Here is an 11,929-nt window from a genome sequence, read left to right on the forward strand (position 1 = left end):
ACTCTCTGTGCTTCGACGGGCAGGTCGTCCTGCCGTAGGGCTTTTGCGTGTGGTCCTGCGGGTCGTCCCGAGGCACGCGTTGTCTGACTGGGGTTACCAGACCACCACTTCAATCGGCGTGGGGTTATAGCCGTTACAGGGATTGTTAAGCTGCGGACAGTTGGAGATCAGCACCAGAATATTCATTTTCGCCACCATTTCGACGTATTTCCCCGCTGCAGACACTCCGTCTTCAAAGGTTAACCCGCCTTCGGCAGTGACCGGCACATTCATAAAAAAGTTGATATTGTGGGTGATATCGCGCTTGGTCAGCCCGTACTGCGGGTGTTCGGCTACCGCCAACATCCAGCTGTCGCGACAGGCATGCATATGGCGCTTTTCCAGCGAATAGCGCACGGTATTGCTTTCGGTGGCGCAGGCACCACCCAAGGTGTCGTGACGACCGCAGGTGTCGGCGACAATCTCCAGCATCGGCCGATCGTCATTGGATCGCAGCACGGTACCTGCGGTGAGAAAAACGTTTTTTTGCCCGCGCAGCGTATCGGTCATGCTGTAGCGTTCTGCGGTGTCATCGGCGTTAAAAAACAGCGTATCGGCGGCCTGATTGCCTTCACAATCAATAATGCGCAGTGTCTGGCCGGCTTCGATACGTTGCAGCCAGTAGTCACCGGCGGCGATGGGCTGGCGATAGGATGCCTGGTCGATAAGTCGTGAACTGGTACGGATCATCAGTGTGCTCCCTGGCAGCAAGCGGTGTGATGGTAGAGGGCGTTATTGGCCTGGCCGCGCTGGTTTTCTGCCTGTAGCAGGCAGTGGGCGGGCAGCGGCGCGCTATCGGCGAGCAGGGCAATGGTGACTGGCGAGCGCGGATAACGCTGCTCTTCCGACAGAGGATGCGGGCAGTTATGCATAATCACCAGCGTATCCATGGCAAAGCGCAGCGTGACGCTGGCACCCGGATGCGGCTGCGGATCGCGGGCCAGATCGCCATTATCATTGACGTTGACTTTGGAAAACAGGTTCAGGCAGGCGGCCATATCTCGCTTGCCCAGCCCATATTTGGCCAGCTCGACCAAAAAACTGTCGTAACCATTTTGATGGCGCTGATTTCGCGCCTGCTGGTAGCTGAGTGCGCCAAAGCGTTCGGTGGTCTGCTGCGCGTTCATGGTGCCGCAGACCGTATCGTGCCAGCCAAAGCTGTCGTGCTCGATACCGCAAAAAATACGTCCCATATCGGAGTACAGGCAGTGGCCGCTGGTGAGGCGAAAGGTGTGCTGACATTTCAGCGTATCCGGGGCGTTATAACGCTCGAGCAGATTCTCCGGGTTATAAAACAGCATTCCCAGATTGGCGCCACCCTCGACATCGGTCAGACGCAGCGCCGAGCCGCTTTTTACCCGCAGCGACCAGTGTGCACCGGCGGGCAGCTCGGTTTGGTAGAGACTATCTTGGCATTGACTCATAAGGTTCTCCAGTTGATTCAGGCGACACGCGGCGTGGTGTAAACGCGGTCGCGGATCTGCTGTTCGCTCGGCTGTGGGCCACTGCCGGCGGCCTGACGATCCAGCGGAATGTCATAAGTGATGCTGGCACCCCAGGCATCAGGGGCCTGGGGGTCATGGCGGATTTTGTCAAACACCCACAGGCGTGAACCGAGAGAAAATCCCTCTTTCAGGTCGTGGGTGATCATAAAGATGGTCAGTTGGTGCTGTTGCCACAAATCGGTGATCAGCTGATGCATATCTTTGCGGATACCGGGATCCAGCGCGCCAAAAGGCTCGTCGAGCAGCAAAATTCTCGGCTTTTTGGTTAATGCCTGGGCCAGCGCCAGCCGTTGCTGCATACCGCCGGAAAGCTGATGCGGATACTTATCCAGCGCGTGACCCAGCCCCACCTGCGTCAACATGGCGCGGGCGCGTTCGGCAATGGCCTGACGTTGCTTGCCCCAGACGCGTCCCAGCCAGCGCGCCTGGACAAACTCCTCGCCAAGCATCACGTTTTCCAGCGCGGTCAGATGCGGGAATACCGAGTAGCGTTGAAATACCACGCCGCGGTCTTCCCCCGGTTCTTGCACGATCGGCTTGCCGTCGAGCAGCAATTCGCCTTTGCTTGGGCTTTCGGTTCCCAGCATCATTTTTAAAAAGGTGGTCTTGCCGCAGCCGGACGCGCCGACAATCGACACAAATTCGCCTTCCTGCACCTCGGCATTGACCCGTTCCAGCACTACTTGTTTGCCGTAGTGTTTTTCCAGGTTGCGCATGCTCAGTAAGCTCATGGTTGGCTCCTTTACGTTATTTAACATGGTACCAGGGCCAGCAGCGGCGACTGATCAGGCGCAGCAGGGCATCGAGGGCAAAGGCCAGCAGGGCGATCCAGGCGACATAAGGCAGGATCACGTCCATTGCCAGATAGCGACGCATTAAAAAGATGCGATAACCCAGACCTTCGGTGGCGGCAATGGCCTCGGCGGCAATCAGAAACAGCCAGGCGGAACCCAGAGACAAACGCACCGCATCCAGCAGGCGTGGCATTAGCTGCGGCAGAATAATGCGCCAGAGGATTTGTCCGCTGTGCGCGCTGAGGGTTTGTGCCTTGATCAGCTGTTCCTGGGGAATGGCCTGCACATGCTGTTGCAGATCGCGGGCAATAAACGGGGTGACGCCGACGGCAATCAATACCACTTTCGACAGCTCGCCAAGACCGAAACAGATAAACAGGATTGGCAGTACCGCCAGCGGCGGGATCAGCGCAAACAGGGTTACCAACGGCGAAATCAGCGCGCGTACCGCCGGTAAGGCCCCGCAAAATATCCCCAGCAGCAGACCAAGAAAGGCACTGATAACAATACCGCTAAGCAGACGGACCAGGCTGGCGTAGCTATCGGTCCACAGCAGATAGTCACCGCTGCGCGGATCGGCAGTAAACGCCATCCGATAGATGGCGTCGCCCATAGCACTGAAACTTGGTAATAATTTGTCGAAAGCATTGACCGCCAAACGGGCATCCGAGGCCATCAGATAGACCAACAGCAGCAGAAGCAGGGGCAATAGCCCGAGCAGACTGCGCGACAAACGTTGCGGTTGGTAATTGATCATTTTGCGCATCGGACTACCCCGGCTATTAGGTTGAAAAAATTACAGTTTGTTGGCGGCAGCCAGTTTTACAAACTCGTCGCTAAAGCGCAGCTTCTGGTTGGCCGGGTTGCCCCAGTTGCCCGCCGGGGTGGTGATACCCACGGTTTCGGCATTGGCGGCACCTTGACCGAGCAGGCCGTGTTTAAAGGAGAACTCCGCCACCGACTGCATGGTGGTTTTCAGCTGCGGGCTACCGACAAAGGCCAGTGTTTGCTGCGGGGTGGCGAAGAGATAGGTGGCGGCCAGCTGTTGATCGAAGCCTTGCAGATCGGTACCGGCTTCTTTGCCCATAAAGGTGCGGGCTTTGATGGCGTCGGCACCATTGCCTTTAATGGCGTTAAGGGTCTCATACCAGGCACCGGTCAGCGCTTTACCCAGTTCCGGATGGGCTTGCAGCGTTTTGCTGTTAACTACCAGCAGGTCGAGAATTTCGCCGGGGATCTGGGCCGAGGAGAAAATTTCGTGGCTGTCAGGCTGTTTTTTGGCTTCCGCCAGGAGTGGGTTCCAGGTGACGATGGATTTCACCGCCGGGGTACCAAAGGCGGCAACCAGATCGGCATCGGCGGTATTGACCACCGGTACGTCTTTTTCGCTCAGCCCGGATTTTTCCAGCGCGCGCGCCAGCAGATATTGCGAGACGGAAAGTTCGACCAGATTGACCGGCTGGCCTTTCAGCGATTTCACATCGCCAGCACCTTTGAGCATAATGCCGTCGTTGCCGTTGGAGTAGTCGCCGACAATCAGCGCGGTGCTGTCTACACCACCGGTTGCCGGAATGGTCAGGGCATCCATATTGGTCATGGTGCAGCCGTCAAATCCCCCGGAGGTGTACTGATTGACCGATTCGATATAGTCATTCACCTGCACAAACTGAATATTGATACCGTATTTATCGGCCCATTTTTTGATAATGCCGCTTTGCTGGGCAAAGTCCCAGGGCATCCAACCGGCGTAAATGGACCAGGCGATTTTAAAGGTAGGTTTAGTTGCGGCCAGGGCGGGCTGGGCGAGAAGGGCGGCAAAGCATAGAGCGCTGAGCAACAGGCGTTGGCAAGCTTTAATCATGACATTTCCTCTGACGTTGACCACGGATAAAGTGCAGGAGGTCGGCGGCGAGAAAGGTTCTCGCTTTGGCCTCCCGGGCTTTTATCCCGCCGTGTAACCGCCAGAGAGCGGTCGGTCACTCTCGGACCAGCCATCTGCAAAACACAGACCGGAACCCTAGTGACCTTATTGCAAATTGTATGGCGACACCGGTTTCCCGCTATCGCTCCTGCGAGGAACATTACGCAATATTCTTGCCAGTTTGCTGATAAATAAAAAACACCCTGGCCCATTCATGGATAAATTATAATAAAAGCATAAGGTTATTTTTTTTACTGCCCGCACAGGGCTGACTGGAAAGAGCGGGTGACAGTGGCGTGGCGTAACGGACAACACCGGTGCGCTTTCACTTTTTTTGTGCAACCTGCACCGGCTTTGGGCGCTGGCGTCTTTGCTGTATCCTCCACGGTTGGGATGATCTATGCTATTAGGCTACGCTTGGGACAAAATGGCGAACGCTACACCTTGCTGTTCGCTGACTGCCCTGGGGCAATGGCAATAACGTTTAGGTTTTGTAGTAAAGACTATTTAATCAGGAGTCAGGACAAATGGCTGTAGGGATCAAGAGCAAGACATTCGCGCGCTGGCTGGCGCCGGTCATTGCATTGCTTGTCGTTTTTCAACTCACCGCCTGTGGTGATAAAGAGCCGGAACAAAGAAAAGCCTTTATCGACTATTTGCAAAATACCGTGATGCGCAGCGGGCAAAATCTGCCGACGCTGAGCGAAGACCAAAAACAGAAATTTGGTCCTTACGTCAACGACTACACCATTATTTTGACCTTCTCGCGTCAAATGAAGCAGTCGGTTGATAACAGTCTGGCTCCGGCGGTAAACAGTATTGCGCAAATCCGTGTGCCTCAGGACTATATGTCGCAGAAAGCGGCATTGCAGCAAGCGGCTGGCACCCTGAATACGCTGGCGCAGCAGATCCAAACCGCCAAGGCGACGGCAGATACCGCTCAGGCGGCGCTGAAACAGCCTGAAGATTTGAAAGCGGTCTACAGCCAGGTTTATGCCCAGGATGTAACCAAGCCGGCTAATGCCTTATTGCCGGTGGTGCCCGCGCTGGCCAGCTTTACCCAGGATATTGCTGCCGTGGGTGATTTCCTTGCTCAGCAAGGAACCCAGGCAGGCTTTGCCAATGGCGGCGTGCAGTTCCCTACTCAGCAGCAGGCTACGCAGTATAATGCGCTGATGACCGGACTGCTCGGCAAGCAGCAGGCGCTGGTGGATGCGCAAAAAATCATTGTCGGCAATTTCTAATCGCTGACAAAAAACGCCGCTGAGGGTCACTCTGCGGTGGCGAGATAAAATGCCGGTCAGGTTATGCTGACTGGCATTTTTTTGTATTCAGTCCGTGTGAATCATCGGTTGCAGGTTCATCTTAAACACCATATAGAGGACAATATGATGACTTAACAAGCCACAATAGCTTAGGAGGTCCCATCTGGTTTTTTGATTATAATGGTGTAAGTTTTATCGAATTCACTACCTACAGAAAAATTCGTTCCATATAATCCACCGTGTACGCGGATTTTAACTAAGCCTGGTTTTACAGGCACCCCTTTAATCTGAACACAGTTATTCGCAGGAGAATTATTACAGTATTGGAGATATAATCCAGAATCTACGGGAGTGATATCGCCAACAAATCTCTTTCTACCAGCCGAATCTAATGAAGTGACGGCTCCACCAATTATATTTATTTTTTCATTATAAGGAATGCCGACAGTGGCATTATGAAGTTTATTGCTTTGCGGAGAAAATTCCGCATGCAAGGTACAGGCGGATAATCCAAGTAAAAATAAAACAATTAACATTTTAAGCATGTTATTTTAATGGTTTAAAAACCAGGCCTCCAAAAAATCGCTTAATGAAAAAAGACAAATTTTTTCCCCTTGTAATCCAATCAGTAACTTCTCCCCATGAGAATAATTCTAAATGAATACTTCTGTCTGCATCTTCTGTCACCGGCCCATCCCAGACAATCCAGTGTGTTGGCACAGTTAAAACGGAAGTTCCACCCTCAAGAAGCCCATCATTAATTAATGTGACGACTTTATAGCCTTTCTTGGCATATTCATTTAACTCATGAATTCCCTGTATGCCAGCCTGAGTTACGCCAACATTGCTAAATACTTTCTTATAGCCAGCTTTCTCAAACCATTCGGTTAACGTTTGCCACATAGTCATTCCTGCAAGCGGTGAATCGAGCGTATCAAAACTCAAAACAGCATTTTCTGAGTCCCTGAGGCTAGCCATGGTTATCCAATCCAGACCAGATATTCGCTGAGATCCGTCATCATCGTAAAACGAACCAGATGGGTGGAGGCAACCTTCACCAGGTGAGATCATTAGCTCTCCTATTTTGGTTTTTCCATACCGCCATAGTTCCCGCGCAGCTTGCGCATATACCTCAGGGCGATCTTTTTGCAGGCAGTAGAAAAACACCGCCGGACCACATAGGCTGCCACGACCCTGATTTGGAGAATTAATAAAGTTGAATCTGTTATTAATTTGATACTCTATTAATTTTTTTTCAAAAGGATCTCGGGGGCTACCAATGGCATATTCCTTGGCAATAAAAGGCCGTTCCGGTATCGATATTTTTATGACCTTTGTTTCTCCACCTTGACTTACCGGTTTCGGTATACCAGTTGATTCGAAATAACAAGGATTTTCGCGTTTAACCGCAGACCAGGCTTTACCGTTAGCAAACTCTTCCAGCGTATACATGTGAGTAAAGGGAACGAGTGAAACACAGATGGTTTCAAGTAGGGTTTTACGATAAAGCGTGACTTCCATAATATAGATAGTAGACAGCGGCTCACTAATATTCGCAGTCATATGACGTTGGGTTTCATAATTATCTTGAAAGGGTTGTTGTTTCACATTCACCAAAAGATATTTATTTCTATCTGAGTCCATTCGATAAATACTTAAATCATACAACAGGTAACTCGGCGGAACGTTAGCGTTAATTCGGGTACTGAGGTGATATACAGGCATAATAAGTCCATAATTATATGCAGGCTAATATTTCTAGCAAAATGTCCAGGTCACTTACTGAACGTTAAACTTCTTTGCTATTGACTTAAATCCTTTTAATTTTATAAGTCTAGCTGTATTTATCATAACCAGTTGGAGATAGTTAACTCAAATTTTATTTATTTTTTTGTGATATCACGCAGACACGATTAACAGGTTCCATTCCGGCCAATGGCGGTGTGCAGTTTCCTACTCAGCAGCAGGCACTGGTGGATGCGCAAAAAATCATTGTCGGCATTTCTAATCGTTGATAACACAATCTGCCGCTGACCAGGCTTAGGCGGAGAAATAACGTCAGTCAGGGTTAACTGACTGGCATTTATTTATAGATAAACTCGTAATTGACAATATAAGAGCCGAGCTTATTGATGCGCGCGGTCACCCAGACCGCATCCATCCCTTGCTTTCTATGGTTATACAACGCGTTTTTATTGGTACAAAGTTTGATCCACTGGGCGGTATTGACGTCTTTAATCCACAGACCTGCCTCGCAATGGCCATATTTCCCTCTTGCCGGGCCGGGAAAAACCACCTCGTACTCGGAGACATAACTGATGACTTTCTCGGGGAAAAGATAAACGTAAACGCTAAAACTATTGAGAATGGCAATAAATCCCAGGCAACAGCCGGAGGCAAAGGTATTCAATAGCGGTTTTATGGCTATTGGCCGCTGAGCAGAATAGGCTGACCACCCGGCAGCAATAAGCCCCAATATTGCGGCGAAAGCGAGATAAAGAGAGTATTCCGGTATAGTTTTTATCAGCACGCTACTTTGCGACAAGGCCGAAGCCCACAGCATATACCACATAATCAGGCCCAGAATGGTCATAACTGCCGCCAGCACCACGAAATTCTTAGAAAATACATAAGATTTGGCTTTTTTATAGGAAAGATTCATTATCCCTGCGATCTCCGCACTCACTATTTTTGTCTGTTAAAGTAATTCGCATTCTTAATGCCATAATAACCCCTTGCCGTCTACTTTTGTCCCTCATCCGTAGAAAAATCCTTGCCCATCAACGGAATAGCCTTAATTTTTAAGATATTTCTCAGGCTGCTTTGGGCGGCATTGGCTGCTCGCGACAAATGCCTGCTGCTTGTTACACGGTGCGCAGAGAGCTAGACTTTTTACAGTGTTTTTTTGCATTAACAGGACATAATTAATATACGCTGACAATTTAACGCTGCCCGTCGGCTGGCTTTTATGTCATCACTCTGCTTTCATTTTATGAAAAAATGCATACCTCTTAGCTTAAGGATAGGGTTTTATGAAACGTCATATGATGACCTTGCTTGCCGCGTTGATCGCAACGCCGGGTCTGGCTGCCGCAGCCGACAGTACTGCGGCCAATTTTAGCGACGCGCAGCAGCAGGCGATCGGTAAAATTGCCGCTGATTACATTATTGCCCACCCGGAAGTGTTGGTGCAGGCCAGCCAGAAGCTGCAGGCGCAGCAGCAACAGCAGCAAACCAATGATGCACTGAACGCCGTGCTGGCCAATGTACCGGCGCTGTTACAGGATCAGGATACCCCGTCCTACGGGCCAAAAGACGCCAAAGTGGCGCTGGTCGAGTTCTTTGACTATCAGTGCCTGTACTGTAGCCATATGGCTCCATTGGTGGCGCAAACCATTAAAGCCAACTCAGATGTGCGTTTTGTCTTTAAAGAGTGGCCAATTTTTGGCGACCGCTGGAAAGCTTCTATTACCGCAGCGGAAAATGGTTTGGCGATCTGGAAACAAAAAGGCGCTCAGGCCTATCTGGATTATCACAACGCGATTTATGCCACCGGGCATGATGAAGGCAAGTTGACCGACGCGGATATCTCTGCCGCCGTGGAAAGCGTGCATGGTGCCCTGCCAAGCCAGGCACACCGTCAGGAAACCCATGCGGCGCTGGCAAAAAATGATGAACTGGCCAAAACCCTGGGCTTTCAGGGGACCCCGGGCTTTATTGTGATGCCGGTCAGTGGCGCTAATGCCAGCAATACCACCGTTTTACCTGGTGCGGTATCGGCGGAAGAGTTGCAGGCTGCCATCAGCAAGGCACAAGGCAAGTAAATAAGGCTGTCGATAGCCGTTGCGTATTTTACGTTGGCGGCTATCACTTTGTAGCAGATTTTTATTACCTAAATAGCGGGCATCATGCCCGCAGATATATTTCTCCCCTGAGCGATCTTGCCAGTCCCACAGAATTACTATTTCGCCTTTATCCCCCTGTTTTGATCGCCATAGCGATACCCTTTCCCTGTGTAATTTTATTTCAATAAAGCGGCTGTAAACTCCTGCTTTATCCGCTGGCGGGTGCGTTGCAGTTTTGTTAAGCCAAATTTAAGCGCTAGCCTGAAAATAAATTGTGATCAAAGTCACGATTTAATTATAAAACTCCGCTACAAAAAGGTGATCTAACTCACAATAATTTCACGTATATGTCTGTTTTTTGTTCTTTGTGCTTAAGTTACATGCCTTTTGTGTGATCAATGTCACTTAAATGTGGGGTGATCAGGGGGGGTAGCTGTGATCAACGTCACGCATGGCCCATGGTCTACGCGGGGAGAACAACGCGTGCTAGAGTTTGCCTGCAGACAGTAATTCGACGGCTTCGGATTTCTTTTAAAGAAGGCCGTCCCAATAATTATCACGTATCACGCGCTCTTATTGTTAGCGCGTACCAATAGGGGTGTGTTTTATGTTTTCACCTGACGTTAAGGTTAAAGTTCAAAACTTTGGCCGCTTCCTGAGTAACATGGTAATGCCCAACATCGGGGCATTTATCGCCTGGGGTATTATTACCGCACTGTTTATTCCAACCGGTTGGATCCCTAACGCCACGCTGGTCAAATTAGTTGACCCGATGATCTCCTATTTGCTGCCACTGTTGATCGGTTTTACCGGTGGACGTTTGGTTGGTGGCGATCGCGGTGGTGTGGTCGGTGCTATCACTACCATGGGTGTGATTGTTGGTGCCGATATCCCGATGTTCCTCGGTGCAATGATTGCCGGTCCTCTGGGTGGCTGGTGTATCAAACACTTTGACCGTTGGGTTGACGGTAAAATCAAAAGCGGCTTTGAGATGCTGGTTAACAACTTCTCTGCCGGTATTATCGGTATGTTGTTGGCGCTGATCTCTTTTATGGCTATCGGCCCAATGGTCGAAGTGCTGTCTAAAGTCCTGGCCGCCGGTGTGCACGTTATGGTGGTGAATAACCTGCTGCCATTGGCTTCTATCTTCGTTGAACCGGCAAAAATTCTGTTCCTGAATAACGCCATCAACCACGGTATCTTCTCTCCGCTGGGTATCCAGCAGGCGACAGCAGCCGGCAAGTCTATCTTCTTCCTGATTGAAGCTAACCCAGGACCAGGTATGGGCGTGCTGATGGCTTATATGTTCTTTGGTCGCGGTAGCGCCAAGCAGTCTGCGGGCGGCGCGGCAATCATCCACTTCCTCGGTGGTATCCACGAAATTTACTTCCCATACGTGCTGATGAATCCACGCCTGTTGCTGGCAGTGATCCTCGGTGGTATGACCGGTGTGTTCACTTTGACCCTGCTGAACGGCGGTCTGGTGTCTCCGGCTTCTCCTGGTTCAATTCTTGCTGTACTGGCCATGACGCCTAAAGGCGCTTACTTTGCCAATATCAGTGCCATTGTGGCAGCCTTTGCAGTCTCCTTTATCGTTTCTTCAATCTTGCTGAAAAGCTCTAAAGTGAAAGAAGAAGACGAGCTGGAAGAAGCCACCCGTCGTGTGCAGGATATGAAAGCACAATCTAAAGGCGGTAAAGGGGCAACTGGCGTCGCGGGCGACCTGTCTACCGTGCGTAAAATCATTGTTGCCTGCGATGCGGGTATGGGTTCAAGCGCCATGGGTGCCGGCGTGCTGCGCAAGAAAGTGCAGGATGCAGGTTTGACGATGATTTCGGTCACCAATACCGCAATCAACAACCTGCCGGACGACGTCGATCTGGTGATCACTCACCGCGATCTGACAGAACGTGCCATGCGTCAAGTGCCACATGCACAGCATATTTCGCTGACCAACTTCCTCGACAGCGGTCTGTATACCGACCTGGTTGCCCGTCTGGTAGAAGTGAATAAAACCAGCGAGTACAAAGGCAAAGTGACCACCGCGCTTAACGACAGCATGGTTGCCGATAGCGACAACGAAAATCTGTTCCGCATGAGCGCAGCCAATATTTTCCTGAATCTGACTGCGACCAACAAAGAGCAGGCAATCCGCTTTGCCGGTGAGCAACTGGTGAAAGGGGGTTATGTTGAACCTGAATATGTTGATGCAATGATGGCCCGTGAGAAACTGACATCCACTTATCTGGGTGAGTCCATTGCAGTTCCACACGGCACTATTGAAGCTAAAGACCGCGTACTGAAAACCGGTATCGTCTTCTGCCAGTATCCGCAGGGCGTGCGCTGGGGTGATGATGCCGATGATTCAGCCCGTCTGGTTATTGGTATCGCTGCCCGTAACAACGAACATATCAGTGTTATTACCAAGCTGACCAATGCCTTGGACGAAGACGGTGTGATTGACCGTCTGGCGAATACCAAAAGTGTTGAAGAAGTGCTGCAGATCATTCGCGGTTGAGGTCCTGTCGTCGATAATGGCCAGGCGGCGATAATCGACGAC

At 50.7% G+C, this 11,929-nt stretch carries 11 protein-coding genes and 1 riboswitch; of the genes, 3 read left to right on the top strand and 8 right to left on the bottom strand.

Features of this window, described 5'->3' with window-relative positions; translation table 11 throughout:
- Positions 1 to 93: 93 nt before the first annotated feature.
- The 5 genes from GW590_RS15520 to GW590_RS15540 are packed head-to-tail and all read right to left on the bottom strand — an operon-like array spanning position 94 to position 4,199.
- Positions 94 to 729, bottom strand: coding sequence for an urea amidolyase associated protein UAAP2 (locus GW590_RS15520; protein ID WP_169403969.1), 636 nt, complete (start codon positions 727 to 729; stop codon positions 94 to 96).
- Positions 729 to 1,463 carry an urea amidolyase associated protein UAAP1 gene (locus tag GW590_RS15525; protein WP_169403970.1) on the bottom strand — a complete coding sequence of 245 codons (735 nt, stop codon included), beginning with the start codon at positions 1,461 to 1,463 and terminating at the stop codon, positions 729 to 731. Before GW590_RS15525 ends, GW590_RS15520 begins: the two co-directional genes overlap by 1 nt.
- A 17-nt stretch (positions 1,464 to 1,480) precedes the next feature.
- Entirely contained in the window at positions 1,481 to 2,275 is a 795-nt protein-coding gene (locus GW590_RS15530; protein ID WP_169403971.1) for an ABC transporter ATP-binding protein, read from the bottom strand.
- Positions 2,276 to 2,291: 16 nt separating this feature from the next.
- Positions 2,292 to 3,104: an ABC transporter permease gene (locus GW590_RS15535; RefSeq protein WP_169403972.1), complete on the bottom strand. Its 813-nt coding sequence runs from the start codon at positions 3,102 to 3,104 to the stop codon at positions 2,292 to 2,294.
- A gap of 30 nt (positions 3,105 to 3,134) precedes the next feature.
- A complete protein-coding gene (locus GW590_RS15540) occupies positions 3,135 to 4,199 on the bottom strand; it encodes a putative urea ABC transporter substrate-binding protein (RefSeq protein WP_169403973.1) in 1,065 nt (354 codons plus the stop codon).
- A gap of 68 nt (positions 4,200 to 4,267) precedes the next feature.
- Positions 4,268 to 4,370: riboswitch (guanidine-I (ykkC/yxkD leader) on the bottom strand.
- Positions 4,371 to 4,786: 416 nt separating this feature from the next.
- Between GW590_RS15540 and GW590_RS15545 the strand changes: the two genes are divergently transcribed.
- Positions 4,787 to 5,503 (top strand): DUF3053 domain-containing protein, encoded by a 717-nt coding sequence (locus tag GW590_RS15545; RefSeq protein WP_169403974.1) that lies wholly within the window; start codon positions 4,787 to 4,789, stop codon positions 5,501 to 5,503.
- A gap of 170 nt (positions 5,504 to 5,673) precedes the next feature.
- Here the strand turns inward: GW590_RS15545 and GW590_RS15550 are convergent, their stop codons facing one another.
- The 3 genes from GW590_RS15550 to GW590_RS15560 all read right to left on the bottom strand — a co-directional run bounded on the left by GW590_RS15550 (position 5,674) and on the right by GW590_RS15560 (position 8,186).
- Positions 5,674 to 6,069 carry a hypothetical protein gene (locus GW590_RS15550; RefSeq protein ID WP_169403975.1) on the bottom strand — a complete coding sequence of 132 codons (396 nt, stop codon included), beginning with the start codon at positions 6,067 to 6,069 and terminating at the stop codon, positions 5,674 to 5,676.
- 1 nt (position 6,070) lies between these two features.
- Positions 6,071 to 7,249 carry a hypothetical protein gene (locus tag GW590_RS15555; protein ID WP_169403976.1) on the bottom strand — a complete coding sequence of 393 codons (1,179 nt, stop codon included), beginning with the start codon at positions 7,247 to 7,249 and terminating at the stop codon, positions 6,071 to 6,073.
- 358 nt (positions 7,250 to 7,607) lie between these two features.
- Complete coding sequence (locus GW590_RS15560) at positions 7,608 to 8,186, bottom strand: hypothetical protein (protein WP_169403977.1); 579 nt, start codon at positions 8,184 to 8,186, stop codon at positions 7,608 to 7,610.
- A gap of 370 nt (positions 8,187 to 8,556) precedes the next feature.
- On the opposite strand from GW590_RS15560, the gene GW590_RS15565 reads away from it, so the two are divergent.
- Both GW590_RS15565 and GW590_RS15570 read left to right on the top strand, forming a co-directional pair.
- Positions 8,557 to 9,348: a DsbA family protein gene (locus GW590_RS15565; protein ID WP_169403978.1), complete on the top strand. Its 792-nt coding sequence runs from the start codon at positions 8,557 to 8,559 to the stop codon at positions 9,346 to 9,348.
- Positions 9,349 to 9,976: 628 nt separating this feature from the next.
- The gene (locus GW590_RS15570; protein ID WP_169403979.1) at positions 9,977 to 11,887 is read left to right on the top strand and encodes a PTS mannitol transporter subunit IICBA; all 1,911 of its coding nucleotides are present in this window, start codon (positions 9,977 to 9,979) and stop codon (positions 11,885 to 11,887) included.
- Positions 11,888 to 11,929: the final 42 nt, after the last annotated feature.

Source organism: Rouxiella aceris (assembly GCF_012933545.1).
Lineage (GTDB): Bacteria > Pseudomonadota > Gammaproteobacteria > Enterobacterales > Enterobacteriaceae > Rouxiella > Rouxiella aceris.

Bases quoted from the DNA above. Each gene is read 5' to 3' on its own strand.
- GW590_RS15520 (WP_169403969.1), bottom strand. From the start codon at position 729: ATGATCCGTACCAGTTCACGACTTATCGACCAGGCATCCTATCGCCAG.
- GW590_RS15525 (WP_169403970.1), bottom strand. From the start codon at position 1,463: ATGAGTCAATGCCAAGATAGTCTCTACCAAACCGAGCTGCCCGCCGGT.
- GW590_RS15530 (WP_169403971.1), bottom strand. From the start codon at position 2,275: ATGAGCTTACTGAGCATGCGCAACCTGGAAAAACACTACGGCAAACAA.
- GW590_RS15535 (WP_169403972.1), bottom strand. From the start codon at position 3,104: ATGCGCAAAATGATCAATTACCAACCGCAACGTTTGTCGCGCAGTCTG.
- GW590_RS15540 (WP_169403973.1), bottom strand. From the start codon at position 4,199: ATGATTAAAGCTTGCCAACGCCTGTTGCTCAGCGCTCTATGCTTTGCC.
- GW590_RS15545 (WP_169403974.1), top strand. From the start codon at position 4,787: ATGGCTGTAGGGATCAAGAGCAAGACATTCGCGCGCTGGCTGGCGCCG.
- GW590_RS15550 (WP_169403975.1), bottom strand. From the start codon at position 6,069: ATGCTTAAAATGTTAATTGTTTTATTTTTACTTGGATTATCCGCCTGT.
- GW590_RS15555 (WP_169403976.1), bottom strand. From the start codon at position 7,249: ATGCCTGTATATCACCTCAGTACCCGAATTAACGCTAACGTTCCGCCG.
- GW590_RS15560 (WP_169403977.1), bottom strand. From the start codon at position 8,186: ATGAATCTTTCCTATAAAAAAGCCAAATCTTATGTATTTTCTAAGAAT.
- GW590_RS15565 (WP_169403978.1), top strand. From the start codon at position 8,557: ATGAAACGTCATATGATGACCTTGCTTGCCGCGTTGATCGCAACGCCG.
- GW590_RS15570 (WP_169403979.1), top strand. From the start codon at position 9,977: ATGTTTTCACCTGACGTTAAGGTTAAAGTTCAAAACTTTGGCCGCTTC.